We start from the raw sequence: 19,963 nt of genomic DNA, 5'->3' as shown, positions 1-19,963 counted from the left end.
CGACCCGGGACGACGCCCCCGGCACCTCCGGCGGCCCTGATGGCCCCGACGCTGCCGGGGGCCCCCACGGCCCCGGCCACCTTGACCACTTTGAACACTTCGATCACGGGGATGGCGTAAAGAATGGTGAACGAGGAGAAGTACCTCGATTACCTCAAGCGGGCGACTGCCGATCTTCGCGAGGCACGGCGACGGCTGCGCGAGGTGGAGGAGCGGGACCAGGAGCCGATCGCGGTCGTGGCCATGAGCTGCCGCTACCCCGGCGGCATCGACACCCCCGAAGCCCTGTGGGAGCTCGTCGCGCGCGGCGGCGACGCCGTCACCCCCTACCCCGCCGACCGCGGCTGGCCCACCGAGGTCCTCTTCGACCCCGATCCGGACAGCGGCATCGACGCGTACGAGCAGGTCGGCGGCTTCCTGCACGACGCCCACCACTTCGACCCGGCGTTCTTCGGGATCTCCCCGCGCGAGGCCCTCGCCATGGACCCGCAGCAGCGGCTCCTCCTGGAGACCTCCTGGGAGGCCTTCGAACGCGCCGGCATCGACCCGACCGCCCTGCGCGGCAGCCGCACCGGCGTCTTCGCCGGACTCATGTACCACGACTACGCGGCACGCCTGTTCAGCGTCCCCGAGGAGATCGAGGGCTTCCTCGGCAACGGCAGCTCCGGCAGCATCGCCTCCGGCCGCATCTCCTACACCCTCGGCCTGGAGGGCCCGGCCGTCACCGTCGACACGGCCTGCTCGTCCTCCCTCGTCGCCGTCCACCTCGCCGTCCAGGCCCTGCGCGGCGGCGAGTGCACCCTCGCCCTCGCCGGCGGTGTCACCGTCATGTCGACACCCGGCACCTTCACCGAGTTCAGCCGCCATCGCGGCCTCGCCGGCGACGGCCGCTGCAAGTCCTTCGCGGCCGCCGCCGACGGCACCGGCTGGGGCGAGGGCGCCGGCATGCTCGTCCTGGAACGCCTCTCCGACGCCCGCCGCAACGGACACCCCGTCCTCGCCGTCGTCCGCGGCACCGCCGTCAACCAGGACGGCGCCAGCAGCGGCCTGACCGCCCCCAACGGGCCCTCCCAGCAGCGCGTCATCCGCGAAGCACTGGCCGGCGCCCGCCTCGCGCCCACCCAGATCGACGCCGTGGAGGCCCACGGCACCGGCACCACCCTCGGCGACCCCATCGAGGCGCAGGCCCTGCTGGCCGCCTACGGCCAGGACCGCCCCGAGGACCGGCCGCTGCTGCTGGGCTCCATCAAGTCCAACATCGGGCACACCCAGGCCGCCGCCGGCGTCGCCGGGATCATCAAGATGGTCATGGCGATGCGCCACGGCGTCCTGCCCGCGACCCTGCACGTGGACGAGCCCACGCCGAACGTCGACTGGTCGCAGGGCGCCGTCCGGCTGCTCACCGAAACCCGGCAGTGGCCCGAGACCGGCGCGCCCCGCCGCGCGGGCGTCTCCTCGTTCGGCATCAGCGGCACCAACGCGCACACCATCATCGAGCAGGCCCCGGCACCGGACGCCGTCGAGGAGCCCGACGCACCGGCCGCCACCCCCGTACCGGCCCTGTGGAACCTGTCGGCCAAGTCACCGGCCGCCCTGCGCGCCCAGGCCGAGAAGTTGCACGCCCACCTGAGCGCCCACCCCGAGCCGGCCGCCGGGGACATCGCCCGCTCGCTCGCCGGCGGACGTACCGACTTCGAACACCGCGCGGTCCTCACGGCCGCCGACGCGCCCGGCCTCGTCCGCGCGCTGCGATCCCTCGCCGACCCGGTCCCGGAGACCTCCGTACCGGGTGTCACCCGTGGCCGCCCCGTCGCCGGCAAGCTGGCGTTCCTGTTCACCGGGCAGGGCAGCCAGCGCCTCGGCATGGGGCGTGAACTGTACGACGCCTACCCGGTGTTCGCCGCCGCGCTGGACGAGGTGTGCGACCGGCTCGACCTCGATCTGCCGTTGAAGGACGTGCTGTTCGGGTCGGACGCGGCCCTGTTGGACGAGACGCGGTTCACGCAGCCCGCGCTGTTCGCGGTCGAGGTGGCACTGTTCCGGCTGCTCGCGTCCTGGGGCCTGGTACCGGACTTCGTGTCGGGGCATTCGATCGGTGAGATCGCCGCCGCGCACGTGGCGGGGGTGCTGTCGCTGGACGACGCGTGCACGTTGGTGGCGGCCCGTGGCCGGCTGATGCAGGCGCTGCCGGCCGGCGGTGTGATGATCGCCGTCCAGGCGTCGGAGGACGAGGTCCTGCCGCTGCTGACCGACCGGGTGAGCATCGCCGCCGTCAACGGCCCGCAAGCGGTCGTGATCGCCGGTGACGAGGACGCCGCGACGGCGGTCGTGGCGGCCTTCCCCGACCGCAAGTCCAAGCGCCTCGCCGTGAGCCACGCGTTCCACTCGCCGCACATGGACGGCATGCTCGACGCCTTCCGCCGCGTCGTGGAAGGCCTGACCTACGCCGCTCCGCGCATCCCGATCGTCTCCAACCTGACCGGCGCCCTCGTCACCGACGGCGCGATGGGCTCGGCCGACTTCTGGGTCCGACACGTCCGCGAGAGCGTCCGCTTCCTCGACGGCATGCGGGCCCTCGCCGCCCGCAACGTCGTGCACCACCTCGAAATCGGCCCCGACGCCGTACTGAGCGCCCTCGCCCCCGACTGCCTGCCCGAGGACACCGGCACGGCCGCCTTCGTGCCGCTGCTCCGCACCGGTCGCCCCGAGACCGACACCCTGACCGGCGCCCTCGCCCGGCTCCACGTCCGGGGCGCGGCCGTCGACTGGGACGCCTACTACGCCGGTACCGGCTTCGAGCGCGTCGACCTGCCCACCTACGCCTTCCAGCGCGAGCCCTACTGGCTCGACGCGGGCCGCCCCCCGGGCGACGTCTCCGCGGCCGGCCTGGGGGCGGCAGGTCACCCGCTGCTCGGTGCGGCCGTCGCCCTCGCCGACCTCGACGGGTTCCTCCACACCGGTCGACTCTCGCTGGACACCCACCCCTGGCTCGCGGACCACGCCGTCGCGGGGTCCGTCGTCCTGCCCGGCAGCGCGTTCGTGGAACTGGCCATCCGGGCCGGCGACCGGGTGGGCTGCGACCTCCTGGAGGAACTCACCCTCCACGCACCGCTCGTCCTGCCCCCGCACGGCGGCGTCCAACTGCAGCTCTGGGTGGGCGCCCCCGACGCCACCGGCCGCCGCCCCCTCGGCGTGCACTCGCGCCCCGAGCCCGAGGCCGACGCCACCGGTTCGGAAGCCGACGCCGCCGGGCAGCCCTGGACCCGGCACGCCGACGGCGTCCTCGCCGTCGGCGCCCCGCAGCCGACCTTCGCCCCCGACACGTGGCCGCCGGCCGACGCCACACCCCTGAGCATCGACGAGCTGTACTCCGGGCTCGCCGAGGCCGGACTCCACTACGGGCCCGCGTTCCAGGGCGTCCGCGCGGCCTGGACCGGCGACGGAGCGACCTGGGTCGAGATCGAGGCGACGGACGAACAGCGCGCCGAATCAAGCCTGTTCGGGCTGCACCCCGCACTGCTGGACGCCGCCCTGCACACCATCGGCCTGGCCGGACTCGTCGAGGACACCGGCCGCGGCCGGCTGCCGTTCTCCTGGAACGGGGTGGCCCTGCACGCCGTGGGCGCCTCCACGCTGCGCGTACGCCTGTCCGCGACCGGTCAGGACACCGTGGCGCTGGCCCTCGCCGACGGCGCCGGCCAACCCGTCGCCGACATCGCCGCGCTCACGCTGCGCACCGTCCCGGACGACGGGCAGGCCCCCGGAGCAGGAAGCCCCCACGACCACCTGTTCCAGGTGGCATGGACCCCGCTGCCCCTGCCCGCCGTGACCGCCCCGACCGCCCCGAGCCCCGCGGTACTCGACGCGGCCTCCGCCGCCGAGGCGTTGGCCCGGCTCCTCGACACCGACGGGCCCGCGCCCGCCACCGTCCTCGTACGCCTCCCGGCCGATCAGGACCTCACCCCCGAGGCCGTCCGCACGGCCACGCACGACACCCTCCGCCTGCTGCGCGGCTGGCTCGCCGAGGAAGGGTTCGCCGACAGCCGGCTCGTCCTGCTGACCCGGGGCGCGGTCGCCGTCCGCGCCGGCGACGCCGCACCCGACCCGGTCGCCGCGGCCGTCCGCGGCCTCGTGCGCTCCGCACAGTCCGAACACCCGGGCCGCTTCGTCCTCGTGGACGTCGCCGCCCCAGCCGGCGCCCCAGCCGGCGCCGGGACGGGAACACCGGCAGCCGAGCTGTCCGCGACCGTTCTGGACGCCGTCCTCGCCTGCCCGGAGCCGGAGGTCGCCCTGCGCGGGGACGACGCCTACGCACCCCGGTTGGCCCGAGTGCCCGCCGGCGCCGGGAACCCGGCCGGGGCGCCCGCGTACGACGCCGAAGGCACCGTCCTGATCACCGGGGCCACCGGCAACCTCGGCCGGCTCGTCGCCCGGCACCTCGTGGCCGCACGCGGCGTACGCCACCTGCTCCTGCTGAGCCGTCGCGGGGACACCGCGCCCGGCGCGGCGGAGCTGACGCGCGAGCTGACCGACCTGGGCGCCGCCGTGACCTGGGCGGCCTGCGACGCCGCCGACCGGGACGCGCTCGCCGCCACCCTCGCGGCCGTCCCCGCCGCGCACCCGCTGCGGGCGGTCGTCCACACCGCCGGAGTCCTGGACGACGGCGTGATCGACTCGCTGACGCCCGAACGCCTCGACACCGTCCTGCGGCCCAAGGCCGACGCGGCCCTCCACCTGCACGAACTGACCCAAGACCGAAACCTGTCCGCGTTCGTGCTCTTCTCCTCGGCCGCCGGCGTGTTCGGCGCACCGGGCCAGGGCAACTACGCCGCCGCGAACTCCTTCCTCGACGCCCTCGCCCAGCACCGCCGCGCCCACGGCCTCCCGGCCGTCTCCCTCGCCTGGGGGCTGTGGGAGGACACCGACGGCATGGGCGGAGCCCTGGACCGGGCCGACCTGGAACGCATGAAGCGCGGCGGCGTCCAGGGGCTCACCGCCTCCGACGGCCTCGCCCTCCTCGACCTCACCGACGCCCTCGATGCCGACGCCCGTGGGGAGCACGCGCTCCTCGTCCCGATGCGCCTGACAACACCCGCCGCCGGGACGGGCGTTGCCCCGCTGCTGCGCGGCCTCGTCCGCACCCCCGTACGCCGCACGGCCGCCGCCGGCGCCGCCCGCACCGGGGAAGAGCCGACCGGCCTCGAACGGAGCCTGCTGGGCCTCGACGCGACCGGTCGGGAGCGGCTGCTCCTCGGCCTCGTCCGTGGCCACGTCGCCGACGTGCTCGGACACGGCAGCCCGGACGCCATCGAACCCGAACACGCCTTCAACGACCTCGGGTTCGACTCCCTCACCGCCGTCGAACTCCGCAACCGGCTCGGCGCCGCCGTCGGCCGGCGGCTCCCCGCCACGCTGGTCTTCGACCACCCGACCCCGCTCACCCTGGCCCGCCACCTCTCCGCCGAGCTCGGCGGGGCCACGAGTGCCGCCGCGGCCCACGACCCGGCCGCCGCGCTCGGCGTCGGCGCCGGCGACGACCCGATCGCCATCGTCGCGATGAGTTGCCGCTACCCCGGCGGCGTGAGCACGCCCGAGGACCTGTGGCGGTTGCTGGAGCGCGGCGCCGACGCCATCACCGGCTTCCCGGCCGACCGCGGCTGGGACGTCGAGTCCCTCTACCACCCCGACCCCGACCACCCCGGTACCTCGTACACCCGCCACGGCGGCTTCCTGCACGACGCCGCCGCGTTCGACCCGGCGTTCTTCGGGATCAGCCCGCGCGAGGCGGTCGGCACCGACCCGCAGCAACGGCTGCTCCTGGAGACCACCTGGGAGGCCTTCGAGCGGGCCGGCATCGACCCCGCCGGCGTGCGCGGCAGCCGGACCGGCGTCTTCGCCGGCGTCATGTACCACGATTACGCCGCCCTGCTGGAGCGCTCGGCCGACGGCGCCGACGGCTCGCTGGGCTCCGGCAGTACCGGCAGCATCGCCTCGGGACGCGTCTCGTACACCTTCGGCCTCGAAGGTCCCGCCGTCACCATCGACACCGCCTGCTCGTCCTCGCTGATCGCCCTGCACATGGCGATCCAGTCGCTGCGCACCGGTGAATGCGACCTCGCCCTGGCCGGCGGTGTCACCGTCATGGCCACCCCGGGCACGTTCGTCGGCTTCAGCCGTCAGCGCGGCCTGTCGGCCGACGGCCGCTGCCGTGCCTTCTCGGCGGACGCCGACGGCACCGGCTGGGGCGAGGGCGCGGGCATGCTGCTCGTGGAGCGGCTGTCCGACGCCCGCCGCAACGGCCACCCGGTGCTGGCGGTCGTCCGCGGCTCGGCCGTCAACCAGGACGGCGCGAGCAACGGCCTGACCGCGCCGAACGGGCCCTCGCAGCAGCGGGTCATCCGTGCGGCGCTGGCCGGCGCGGGGCTGACCGCCGCCGACGTGGACGCCGTCGAGGCCCACGGCACCGGCACGACCCTCGGCGACCCGATCGAAGCCCAGGCGCTGCTGGCCACGTACGGCCAGGACCGGCCCGCCGACCGGCCGTTGCTGCTCGGCTCGATCAAGTCGAACCTCGGGCACACGCAGGCCGCGGCCGGTGTCGCCGGGATCATCAAGATGGTCATGGCGATGCGCCACGGCGTACTGCCCAGGACCCTGCACGCGCAGACGCCGTCACCGCACGTGGACTGGTCGGCGGGCCACGTCAGCCTCCTCACGGAGTCGGTGCCGTGGCCGGAGACGGGCCGCCCGCGCCGGGCCGGCGTGTCCTCGTTCGGCATCAGCGGCACCAACGCCCACACCATCATCGAGCAGGCCCCCGCCGACACCGAGACCGGTGTCGGGGCGGCCACCGCCCCGCCCCCCGGCGGGTTCCCGCTGCCGCTGTCCGGCCGCACGGGGCAGGCCCTCGCCGACCGGGCCCGCGCCCTGAGCGCCCACCTGGACGCCCACCCCGACCTCGAACTCGCCGACCTCGCCCACTCCCTGGCCACGACCCGCGCCGGCTTCGACCACCGCGCGGTCATCGTGACGACGGACCGCGCCACGGCCACCACCGCCCTCGACGCGCTCGCCGACGGCCGCACCGCTCCCGGACTCATCCGGGACACGGCCGGCAGGAGCGGCCGTACCGCCTTCCTGTTCACGGGCCAGGGCAGCCAGCGGCTCGGGACGGGGCGCGCGCTGTACGACGCCCATCCGGTGTTCGCGACCGCCCTCGACGCGGTGTGCGACCGGCTCGACCTCGAACTTCCTCTGAAGGATGTGCTGTTCGGGACGGACAGCGCACTGCTGGACCGTACGGAGTACACCCAACCGGCGCTGTTCGCCGTCGAGGTGGCCCTGTTCCGGCTCCTCGAATCATGGGGCGTGCGCCCGGACTTCGTCACCGGTCACTCCATCGGTGAGATCGCTGCCGCGCACGTCGCGGGGGTCCTCACCCTGGATGACGCGTGTGAACTGGTCAGGGCGCGCGGTCGGTTGATGCAGGCGCTGCCCACCGGTGGCGTCATGATCGCCGTTCGGGCGACGGAGCAGGAGATCCTCCCGCTCCTCACGGACCGGGTGAGCATCGCCGCCGTCAACGGCCCGCAGGCGGTCGTGATCGCCGGAGACGAGGACGCGGCGACGGCCGTCGCCGCATCGTTCACCGACCGCAAGACCAAGCGTCTCACCGTCAGCCACGCCTTCCACTCGCCCCACATGGACGGCATGCTCGACGCCTTCCGCGAGGTGGCCGAGGGGCTGACCTACGGCGCCCCGCGCATCCCGCTCGTCTCGAACCTCACCGGAGCCCTCGTCACCGAAAGCGAGATGGGCTCGGCGGACTTCTGGGTCCGCCACGTCCGCGAGACCGTGCGCTTCCTCGACGGCGTCCGCGCCCTGGAGGCCGCAGGCGTGACCACGTACCTCGAACTCGGCCCCGACGGGACCCTGTCCGCCCTCGCCCAGGAGTGCGTCACCGACGGGACCACGGCCGCCTTCACCGCGACGCTGCGCGCCGACCGGCCCGAGCCGCAGACCCTCACCTCGGCGCTCGCCCGGGCCCACGCCCGCGGTGCCACCATCGATTGGACCGCCTACTTCGCCGGGACCGGCTCCCGCCGCGTCGACCTGCCCACCTACCCCTTCCAGCGGGAGCGCTTCTGGCCGGAGACGGGCACCCCGCTGCCCGGCGACGCCACCGGACTCGGCCTCGCGGCGGCCGGGCACCCCCTGCTGGGCGCGGCCGTCTCCCTCGCGGACGCCGACGGCCACGTCCTGACCGGCCGGCTCTCCCTGCGCACCCACCCCTGGCTCGCCGACCACGCCGTCATGGGAGCCGTCCTGGTCCCGGGCGCGGCCCTCGTCGAACTCGCCCTGCACGCCGGCGACCGGGTCGACGCCCCCGCCCTGGACGAGCTGACCCTCCAGGCACCACTGGTCCTGCCGGACTCCGGCGACGCCGTCGAGGTCCAGGTCACCGTCGGGGCTCCCGACCCGGCGGGCCGCCGCCCGGTCGCCGTGTATTCCCGCCCGGCCGGCGCCGAGGACGAACCCTGGCTGCGGCACGCCGCCGGACTGCTGACGGACGAGGTGCGCGCCGCCGGCGCCGACCTCGACGTCTGGCCCCCCGCCGGCGCCACCCCCGTCCCGGTGGACGAGGCGTACGAACTGCTCGACGCCGCCGGACTCGCGTACGGGCCCCTGTTCCGCGCCCTGCGTTCGGCCTGGCGCGGCGACGGCGAACTGTTCGCCGAACTCGCCCTGACCGGCCGGGCGCAGGACGAAGCCGAAGCGTTCGGGCTGCACCCCGCACTGCTCGATTCCGCACTGCACGCCCTCGCACTCGACGCCTCCCTCACCACGGGTGCGGACGCCGACACCGCGCAGGGAGCCCGACTGCCCTTCGCGTGGGGCGGCGTTCGGCTGCACGCGACCGGCGCCGCGACCGCCCGGGTCCGCCTGGCCTCCGCCGGTCGGGGCGCCGTCTCCCTCGAACTGGCCGACCCCACCGGACGGCCCGTCGCCTCGGTGGACTCGCTGGCCCTGCGAACGGTCTCACCCGAGCAGATCGGCGCGGTAGCCCGCGACGGCCGCCCGGACTCCCTCTACCGCGTCGAGTGGACGACGCTCCCCACGGACCGGGCACCCGCCGACACCGTCTCACGGGCCGTCGTGGGCGGGCCGGTAACCGGCCTGGACTGCACCGCGTACGCCGATCCGAGCGCGCTGGCGGCTGCGGAGGGCGACGTACCCGACCTGGTCTTCGTCACCACGGACCCGACGACCGCCGACGCCGTGCTCCCGGAAGCGGTGCACGCCCGGACGGCCGAGGCGCTGGCCCTCGTCAAGGCCTGGCTCGCCGAGGAACGGTTCGGCGCCTCGCGCCTGGTGTTCGTCACCCGTGGCGCCATGCCGGCGCACGGTCCGACGGCCGGACCCGTCCGCGATCTCGCGGGCGCCGCGCTGTGGGGCCTGATCCGGTCCGCCGCCACCGAACACCCCGGACGGTTCGCGCTGGTCGACCTGGATGACGCCGACGCGCCGGCCCTGCCCGAGCAGGCTCTCGTCACCGCCCTGATCTCGGGTGAGTCCGAGGTCGCGGTGCGCGAGGGCGCGGTCCTGGTACCGAGGTTGGCGCGTGCGTCGGCCGCCGGGGCCCCGGCCGCCGCGTGGGGTGCCGACGGCACGGTGCTGGTGACGGGTGCGAGTGGTTCGCTGGGTGGGTTGTTCGCCCGTCACCTGGTGTCCGAGCACGGTGTTCGGAACCTGCTGTTGGTCAGTCGTCGGGGTGAGGCGGCCGACGGCGCGTCCGAGCTGTCGGCGGAGTTGGCCGGTCTGGGCGCCGAGGTGTCGTGGGCGGCCTGTGATGTCGCCGATCGTGCCGCGCTGGCGGCCGTGCTGGACGGGATCCCGGCGGAGCATCCGCTCTCGGGTGTGGTGCATACGGCCGGTGTGCTGGACGACGGCGTCATCGGGTCCCTGACGGCCGAGCGGTTGTCGGCGGTGTTGCGTCCGAAGGTGGACGCGGCGTGGAACCTGCACGAGTTGACCAGTGACCTGGACCTGTCCGCATTCGTCCTGTTCTCGTCCGCGGCCGGTGTGTTCGGTGGTGCGGGACAGGCCAACTACGCGGCAGGCAACGTGTTCCTGGACGCCTTGGCCGCGCACCGCAATGCCCAGGGTCTGGCGGCCACGTCGCTGGCCTGGGGCCTGTGGGCCGAGGTCGGCGGCATGGGCGGCGCCCTGGACTCGGACGACGTCTCCCGGCTCGGTCGGGGTGGGGTGAGCGCGCTGTCCGCCGCCGAGGGGGTGGCTCTGTTCGACGCCGCGTCGGCCACCGGGCAGTCGCTGCTCGTGCCGGTCAAGTTGGACTTGGCCGCGCTCCGTGTCCAGGCGGGCACCGGGATGCTGCCGTCGCTGCTCTCCGGTCTCGTCCGCACACCCACCCGCCGCGCCGCCGGTGCCGCCGAGATCGGCGACACCGCTGCCCGAGCGCTCATCGGCCTGACGGACGCCGAACAGGCCGCGTACGTACTGGATGTGGTGCGGACCCAGGTCGCGGCCGTGCTCGGTCACGCCGGGCCCGAGTCCGTCGAGGCGGACCGGTCCTTCCGCGAGTTGGGCTTCGACTCGCTGACCGCCGTCGAACTGCGCAACCTGCTCGGAGCGGCCACCGGCCTGCGCCTGCCGGCCACCCTCGTCTTCGACTACCCGACCTCCGTCGTCCTTGCCGAGCACCTGCGGACCGAACTCCTCGGAGCGGCGCCCGCGACGCCACGGGCGGCGGTCTCCGTCGCCGTCCGCGACGACGAACCCATCGCGATCGTCGGCCTGGGCTGCCGCTACCCCGGGGACGTCCAGTCGCCCGAGGACCTGTGGCGGCTCGTCCTGGACGGACGGGACGTCGTTTCCGGATTCCCCGACGACCGGGGCTGGGACGTGGACGGCCTCTTCGACGCCGACCCCGGCCGGGAGGGCACGAGCTACGCCCGCGAGGGCGGCTTCCTCTCCGAGGCCTCCGCCTTCGACCCGGCGTTCTTCGGGATCTCGCCGCGCGAGGCCGTGGCGATGGACCCGCAGCAGCGGCTGCTGCTGGAGACGTCGTGGGAGGCCTTCGAGCGGGCCGGCATCGACCCCCGGTCGCTGCGCGGCAGCCGGACCGGTGTCTTCGCCGGCGTCATGTACCAGGACTACGCCTCCCGGCTCACGGCACTGCCCGAGGGCGTCGAGGGGTTCCTCGGCACGGGCAACGCGGGCAGCGTCATCTCCGGCCGGCTGTCCTACACCTTCGGCCTGGAGGGTCCGGCCGTCACCGTCGACACGGCGTGCTCGTCCTCCCTGGTGGCCCTGCACCTCGCGGTGCAGGCCCTGCGGAACGGCGAGTGCGAACTCGCCCTCGCGGGCGGTGTGACCGTCATGGCGACCCCGGCCGCGTTCGTGGAGTTCAGCCGGCAGCGGGGCCTCGCGGCCGACGGCCGCTGCAAGGCCTTCTCGGCCGACGCCGACGGCACGGGCTGGGCCGAGGGCGCCGGCGTCATGCTGGTGGAGCGGCTCTCCGACGCCCGCCGCAACGGACACCCGGTGCTGGCCGTGGTCCGGGGCACGGCGATCAACCAGGACGGCGCCTCCAACGGGCTGACCGCCCCGAACGGGCCCTCCCAGCAGCGCGTCATCCGCCAGGCCCTGGCCAACGCGGGCCTGTCGGCCGCCGAGGTGGACGCCGTCGAGGCGCACGGCACCGGCACCACCCTCGGCGACCCGATCGAGGCCCAGGCACTGCTGGCCACGTACGGCCAGGAGCGCGAGGGGGACCGGCCGCTGCTGCTGGGCTCCATCAAGTCCAACATGGGCCACACGCAGGCCGCCGCCGGCGTCGCCGGGATCATCAAGATGGTCATGGCGATGCGCCACGGCGTCCTGCCCCGGACCCTGCACGTGGACGAGCCGACCCCGCACGTGGACTGGACGGCCGGCGCCGTCACCCTCCTGGAGTCGGCCACGGACTGGCCGGAGACCGGCCGACCGCGCCGCGCCGCCGTCTCCTCGTTCGGCTTCAGCGGCACCAACGCCCACGCCATCATCGAGCAGGCCCCCGAGCCGACCGGGCCCGATGCCCGGCCCGAACCCGCACGGGCGCCCGGCAGCGTGCCGTGGCTCCTCTCGGCGAAGGACCCGCACGCCCTGCGCGACCAGGCCGCCCGCCTGGCGGCGCACGTGGCCGAACACCCCGCCCTGTCGCCGACCGACATCGGCTACGCCCTGGCCACGACCCGGACCGACCTCGACCGGCGGGCCGCCGTCGTCGCCGGGGACCGTGACGGGTTCCTGGCCGGTCTCGCCGCGCTCGCCGAGGGCGACCTGCCGGCCGGCGTGCTGGAGGACTCACCGACCGTCGGCAAGCTCGCCTTCCTGTTCACCGGACAGGGCAGCCAGCGCCTCGCCATGGGGCGCGAACTGTACGAAACCTTCCCCGCGTTCGCCGCCGCACTGGACGCGGTGGCGGAGCGGCTCGACCTCGAAATTCCCTTGCTCGAGGTGCTGTTCGGGGCGAAGGCGGCTCTGCTGGACGAGACGCGGTACACCCAACCCGCATTGTTCGCCGTCGAGGTGGCGCTGTACCGGCTCCTCGCGTCGTGGGGTGTGACGCCGGACTTCGTGGCCGGACATTCCATCGGTGAGATCGCCGCCGCGCACTGCGCCGGGGTGCTCTCGCTCGCCGACGCGTGCGAACTGGTCGACGCCCGAGCCCGGTTGATGCAGGCACTGCCGACCGGCGGTGTGATGATCGCGGTCCAGGCATCGGAGGACGAGGTCCTGCCGCTGCTGACCGACCGGGTGAGCATCGCGGCCGTCAACGGCCCGCGTTCCGTCGTGATCGCCGGTGACGAGGACGCCGCGACGGTGGTCGTGGCGGCCTTCCCCGACCGGAAGGTCAAGCGGCTCACCGTCAGTCACGCCTTCCACTCGCCGCACATGGACGGCATGCTCGATGCCTTCCGCCGCGTGGCGGAAGGCCTGACGTACACCGCCCCGCGCATTCCGATCGTCTCGAACCTCATCGGTCGCCTCGTCGGCGACGGTGAGATGGGCACCGCGGACTTCTGGGTCCGCCACGTCCGCGAAACCGTCCGCTTCCTCGACGGCGTCCGCGCCCTCGAAGCCGCCGGGGTGACCACCTACCTCGAACTCGGCCCCGAAGGCGTCCTCTCCGCCCTCGCGCAGGACTGCCTCACCCGCGACGAGCCCGCCGACGCGGCCTTCGTCCCCGTGCTGCGCGCCGGTCGCCCCGAGGAAGCCACCCTCGCCGCGGCCCTCGCCCGCGCCCACCTGCGGGGAATCCCCGTCGACTGGGAGACGTACTACTCGGGCACCGGCGCCCACCGCGTCGACCTGCCCACCTACGCCTTCCAGCGGCAGCGCTACTGGCTGGAGGCGCCCGCCCAGGCCCTCGCGGGCGACGTCGCCTCCGCCGGACTCGGCGCGACCGCGCACCCGCTCCTCGGAGCGGCCGTCGACCTTCCCGACTCGGACGGCTTCCTGTTCGCCGGGCGGCTTTCCCTCCGTACCCACCCCTGGCTGGCCGATCATCGCGTCGCGGGCGCCGTCCTGCTGCCGGGCGCCGCGCTGGTGGAACTGGCCGTCCGCGCCGGCGACCACGCGGGCTGCGGCCGACTGGACGACCTCATCCTCGAAGCACCCCTGGTGCTCCCCGAGACGGGCGGAACACAGCTGAGGCTCGCCGTGGCCGAGCCCGACACCGACGGACGCCGCGCCTTCCAGGTCTACTCGCGCCCCGAACGGGCCGCCCCCGACGAGCCGTGGACCCGGCACGCCGACGGCGTCCTCGCCCCGGACGCCCAGGACACCGACACCGGCGTCGAACCCCTGACCCAGTGGCCGCCGGCCGGCGCCGTCGACTGCCCGGTGGACGGGCTGTACGAGGGCTTCGACGCCATCGGGCTCGGCTACGGCCCCGCCTTCCGCAACCTGCGCCGCGCCCACCGGCTCGGCGACGAGGTGTACGCCGAAGTCGCCCTCGACGCGGAGCGCCTCGCGGAAGCCACCGCGTACGGCCTCCACCCGGCGCTCCTCGATGCCGCCCTGCACGCCGTCGGCGTAGGGGAGTTCTTCCCCGAAGGCCCGCAGGGCGCACGGCTTCCCTTCTCCTGGGACGGCGTCCGACTGCACGCGGCCGGCGCCGCCGTCCTGCGCGTACGGATGGCACCCGCCGGCCGGGACGCCGTCGCCCTGACCCTGTGGGACGGGGACGGGCAGCCCGTCCTGAGCGTCGACTCGCTCGTCCTGCGCCCCCTGGCCACCGACGGCATCGCCGCCGGCCCCGTACGCGAGTCCCTGTTCCGCATCGACTGGACCACCCTGCCCCTCACCACGGCGCAGTCGCCGTCCGATGGCCGATGGGCGCTGCTCGGCGCGGACCCGCTCAAGGTGGGAGCCGCCCTGGAACGCGCCGGAGTCCTCGACGACGCCGCCGAGGCGACCCACGCCGACCTGAGCGCCCTCGGTGAGGCCTTCGACCTCGCCGGGGCCCTGGGGGAGGACGTACCGGAGACGGTCCTCGTCACCCCGGCCGTCGACCTCGCGCCGACCGACCCGGCCACCGCCGCGCACGCCGTGACCGGCCACGCCCTGGAACTGGTCCAGGGCTGGCTCGCCGACGAGCGGTTCGCCGCGTCCCGGCTCGCGGTCGTCACCCGTGGCGCCGTCGCCACGGACCCCGAAGGGGACGTGACCGACCTCGCGCAGGCGGCGGTATGGGGCCTGGTGCGCTCCGCCCAGGCCGAGCACCCCGACCGGTTCGTCCTGATCGACCTCGACGAGGAGGACGGCTCGCACCGGGTCCTGCCCGCGGCGCTCACCACCGATGAAACCCAACTCGCGGTCCACGAAGGGGTCGTACGCGCCCCCCGACTGGCCCGCGCCACCCTTGCCCCGGCCGAGCCCGCGCAGTCGGACGCCGTCCCCGCCGGCCCGGGCCCGGACCCCGAGGGCACCGTGCTGATCACCGGAGCCACCGGCACCCTCGGCGGCCTCCTCGCCCGGCGCCTCGTCACCGAGCACGGCGTGCGTCACCTGCTGCTCACCAGCCGCCGCGGTGGCGCGGCGACCGGCGCGGCCCAACTCGGTGACGAACTGGCCATGTTGGGCGCGCGCGTCACCTGGGCGACCTGCGACGCCGCCGACCGGAACGCCCTCGCCGCACTGCTGGAATCCGTACCGGCCGAACGCCCGCTCACCGCGGTCGTGCACACCGCCGGTGTCCTCGATGACGGCACGATCACCTCGCTCACCCCCGAACGGGTCACCAAGGTGCTCCGGCCCAAGGCCGACGCGGCCTGGAACCTGCACGAACTGACCCGGGAACTCGACCTGGCGTCGTTCGTCCTGTTCTCCTCGGCGGCAGGCGTGTTCGGCAACGCCGGACAGGCCAACTATGCGGCCGGCAACACCTTCCTCGACGCGCTCGCCCAGCACCGCCGGGCCCAGGGACTGGCGGGACTCTCGCTCGCCTGGGGCCTGTGGGACGACGAGGCCGGCATGGCCGCCGGACTCGACGAACAGGACCGGCAGCGCCTCGAACGCGGCAACATGAACGCGCTGTCGCAGGCCGACGGACTGGCCCTCTTCGACGCCGCCGTGCGGGCCACGACGGCCCCGCACGAGGACGACGAGCCGCGGACCCCGAGCCTGCTCGTGCCCGCCCGACTCGACCTGGCCGCACTGCGGGCCGGGGCCGGCGACCACGTCGCACCGCTGCTGCGCGGCCTGCTCCGTACACCCGTACGGCGCAGGACGAGCGGCGGCGCGAGCACGGACACCCCGGGATCGACGGCGCAGCGGCTCGCCCAACTGCCGCCCGCCGAACGGGACCGGGTGCTGCTCGACACGGTCTGCACCCACGTCGCCCGGGTGTTGGGTCACAGTGGTGCTGCCGCCATCCAACCGGGCAGCGCGTTCAAGGAACTCGGCTTCGACTCGCTGACCGCGGTCGAACTGCGCAACAGCCTCGGCGCGGCCACCGGACTACGACTCCCGGCCACGCTCATCTTCGACCACCCGACCCCCGAGCAACTCGCCGGATATCTGCGCACCGCACTCGCCCTCGACGGTGACGGCCCCGCCGTCTTCGACGAACTCGACCGGTTGGAAGCCGCGTTGGGGGCAGCGGAGGCGACGGACGCCGACAGCGTCACCCGTTCGCGGATCACGATGCGCCTCCAGGCCCTCATGGCCAAGTGGCACACCGGCCAGGACACCGGCCGCACCACGGCCGACGAGGACACCGACGACGACCTCGACACGGCCACCGACGACGAGCTCTTCGACCTGCTCGACGACGAACTCGGCGCTTCCTGAACCCAAGCGCCCGAGCCCGCCGGGCGCGGCACGACGATCCGTGCCCGCCCGGCGGCCCCCGACCACCACGGACAGACCCGTACGACCGCCTCTCTGGCATGGAGCCCACGCACATGGTGAACGAGGACAAGCTTCGCGACTACCTCAAGCGGGCGACCGCCGATCTGCGCCAGGCCCGCAGGCGGTTGCGTGACGTCGAGGAACAGAACCAGGAGCCCATCGCGATCGTCGCGATGAGCTGCCGCTACCCGGGTGGTGTCCGCACCCCCGAGGACCTGTGGCAGCTCGTCGCCGACGGCCGCGACGCGATCTCCGGATTCCCCGCCGACCGCGGCTGGGACGTGGAGACGCTCTACGACGCCGACCCCGACAGCGCCGGATCCAGCTACGTCAGCGAGGGCGGTTTCCTCTACGACGCCGCCCGCTTCGACCCGGCGCCCTTCGGGATATCGCCGCGCGAGGCCATGGCGATGGACCCGCAGCAGCGCCTGCTGCTGGAAACCTCGTGGGAGGCGTTCGAGCGGGCCGGCATCGACCCGACGTCGATGCGCGGCAGTCGGACGGCCGTCTTCGCCGGCGTGATGTACCACGACTACACCGCCCGCCTGGACTCCGTCCCCGAGGGCGTCGAAGGCTTCCTCGGCACCGGCAGCTCCGGAAGCATCGCCTCCGGCCGGGTGTCCTACACGTTCGGCCTGGAAGGCCCGGCCGTCACCGTCGACACCGCCTGCTCGTCCTCCCTGGTCACCCTGCACCTCGCCGTGCAGGCCCTGCGGGCCGGCGAGTGCACCATGGCGCTGGCCGGCGGTGTCACCGTCATGGCGACCCCCGCCACCTTCACCGAGTTCAGCCGTCAGCGCGGCCTCGCCTCCGACGGCCGCTGCAAGCCCTTCGCGGCGGCAGCCGACGGCACCGGCTGGGGCGAGGGCGTCGGCATGCTCCTGGTGGAGCGGCTGTCGGACGCACAGCGCAACGGACACCCCGTGCTGGCCGTGATCCGCGGCAGCGCCATCAACCAGGACGGCGCGAGCAACGGCCTCACGGCGCCCAACGGCCCGTCCCAGCAGCGCGTCATTCACCAGGCCCTCACCAACGCCCGCCTGGCGGCGGCCGACGTGGACGTCGTCGAGGCCCACGGCACGGGCACCACCCTCGGTGACCCGATCGAAGCCCAGGCGCTGCTGGCCACGTACGGCCAGGATCGCCCGGCCGACCGGCCGCTGCTGCTCGGCTCCATCAAGTCGAACATCGGCCACACGCAGGCCGCGGCCGGTGTCGCGAGCATCATCAAGATGGTCCAGGCGATGCGCCACGGCATCGTGCCGAAGACCCTCCACCTCGACGAGCCCACCCCGCACGTCGACTGGGACGCGGGCGCCGTCTCGCTCATCGGCGAGACCACCGCCTGGCCCCGCACCGATGCCCCGCGTCGTGCGGGTGTGTCGTCGTTCGGGTTCAGTGGGACGAACGCGCACGTGATCGTGGAGCAGGCGCCGGAGGTGGAGGCGCCGGAGCCGGGTGCGGGTGCGGGTGTGGGTTTGCCGGTGGTGCCGTGGGTGTTGTCGGGCAAGAGTGCGATGGCGTTGCGGGCGCAGGCTGAGCGTCTGGCGGGGTGGTTGCCGGGTGCGGTGGGTGTGGGTCCGGTGGATGTGGGTTGGTCGTTGGTGTCCTCGCGTGCGGGTTTGGATCACCGGGCGGTGGTGCTGGGTGACCACGTGGCGGGTGTGGGTGCGGTGGCGTCGGGTGTGATGGCCGCTGGTGTGGTGACCGGTTCGGTGATCGGTGGCAGGACCGCGTTCGTGTTCCCGGGTCAGGGTTCGCAGTGGGTGGGGATGGCGGCGGGTCTGTTGGACTCGTCCGCGGTGTTCGCGGAGCGGATCGATGCGTGTGCGAAGGCGTTGGAGCCGTTCACGGACTGGTCGTTGGTCGATGTTTTGCGGGGTGTGGAGGGCGCGCCGTCCCTCGAGCGGGTGGATGTGGTCCAGCCGGCGTTGTTCTCGGTGATGGTGTCGTTGGCCGAGGTGTGGCGGGCGGCGGGTGTGCGTCCGGGTGCGGTGATCGGTCATTCGCAGGGTGAGATCGCTGCCGCGTGTGTGGCGGGGATCCTGTCGTTGGAGGATGCGGCCCGGGTCGTTGCTTTGCGTAGTCAGGCGATCGGTCGGGTGCTGGCCGGTTTGGGTGGCATGGTTTCCGTGCCGCTGTCGGCGGTTGAGGTTCGTGAGCGGATCGCGCGGTGGGGTGAGGCGCGGGTTTCTGTCGCTGCTGTCAACGGTCCGTCCTCGGTGGTGGTGTCGGGTGAGGTCGAGGCGTTGGAGGAGCTCCTGGCCGCCTGCGAGGTGGATGGCATTCGTGCCAGGCGGATCGCGGTGGATTACGCGTCGCACTCGGCGCAGGTCGATCTGCTGAAGGACGAGCTGGCCGAGTTGCTCGCGCCGATCGTTCCTGGGGCCGCGCGGGTGCCGTTCCTGTCGACGGTCACGGGGGAGTGGGTCAACGGACCGGAGCTGGATGCCGGGTACTGGTTCCGTAACCTCCGGCAGACCGTGGAGCTGGAGCAGGTCACCCGTACCCTCCTCGATCAGGGTTTCGGTGTGTTCATCGAGTCCAGTCCCCATCCGGTCCTCGCGGTCGGGATGCAGGAGACCGTGGAGGACGCGGGCCGCGAGGCGGCCGTGCTCGGCTCGCTGCGCCGCAACGAAGGCGGCCTGGAGCGGTTCTGGTCGTCGCTTGCCGAGGCCTGGGTCCGCGGTGCGGTGGTCGATTGGGACGCGGTGTTCGCCGGTACGGGTGCCCGGCGCGTGGACCTGCCCACCTACGCCTTCCAGCAGGACCACTTCTGGCTCGAGAGCGGCACCGCCGTGGAGCCCGAAGCCGCCGTCCACCCGGCCGGCGCCGCCGATGCCCGGTTCTGGGCGGCCGTTGACACCCACGACGTGGCCGCCCTCACCGCCGAGTTGGACATCGACGCCGATGAGGCCCTCGCCGCGCTGCTTCCCGCGCTGTCCTCGTGGCGGCGCCAGAGCCAGGGGCGGTCCACGGTCGACGGCTGGCGCTACCGGATCACCTGGAAGCCGGCTCCCGAACCCACCTCCGCTCCCCGTCTGTCCGGTACCTGGCTGGTCGCGGTCCCCGAGGACCCGGCGGGTGCCGCGCCGGCGGAAGCCGTCCTGCGTACCCTCGCCGAACACGGCGCCGACGTACGCCAGGTCGCCGTACCCCGCACCGACGATGCGCGGGCCGAGCTGGCCGGGCGGATCCGGGCGGCGCTCACCGACGGCCCCGCGCCGGCCGGTGTGCTGTCGCTGGTGACCTCCGCCGGGACCGACGCGGCCCCGGGTGTGATCGACACCCTCGCCCTCGTCCAAGCCCTCGGTGACGCCGAGGTGAACGCCCCGCTGTGGTGTGCCACCCGGGACGCGGTCTCCGTGGCGCGCTCCGAGCAGGCCACCGACCCCGCGCAGGCGCCCGTCTGGGGACTCGGCCGGGTGGTGGCGCTGGAGCACGGCGAGCGCTGGGGCGGCTTGGTCGACCTGCCGTCGGAGGCCGATGACCGGTCCCTGGGCCGGTTGGTCGGGATCCTGGCCGGTGACGGTGCGGAGGACCA

Annotated in this window: 2 protein-coding genes; both read left to right on the top strand. The window is 74.2% G+C overall.

Annotation, left to right across the window (positions count from 1 at the left end; translation table 11 throughout):
- The first annotated feature begins 123 nt into the window (after positions 1-123).
- Entirely contained in the window at positions 124-16,359 is a 16,236-nt protein-coding gene (locus tag ACFY0I_RS39260) for a type I polyketide synthase (protein WP_388904572.1), read from the top strand.
- A 116-nt stretch (positions 16,360-16,475) separates the two neighbouring features.
- On the top strand, positions 16,476-19,963 hold a 3,488-nt coding region (locus ACFY0I_RS39255; protein WP_388904576.1), incomplete at its 3' end, for a type I polyketide synthase.

Source organism: Streptomyces sp. NPDC001568 (assembly GCF_042893755.1).
Taxonomy (GTDB): domain Bacteria; phylum Actinomycetota; class Actinomycetes; order Streptomycetales; family Streptomycetaceae; genus Streptomyces.
This window is presented reverse-complemented; position numbering and strand designations above follow the sequence as displayed.

Bases quoted from the DNA above. Each gene is read 5' to 3' on its own strand.
- ACFY0I_RS39260 (WP_388904572.1), top strand. From the start codon at position 124: ATGGTGAACGAGGAGAAGTACCTCGATTACCTCAAGCGGGCGACTGCC.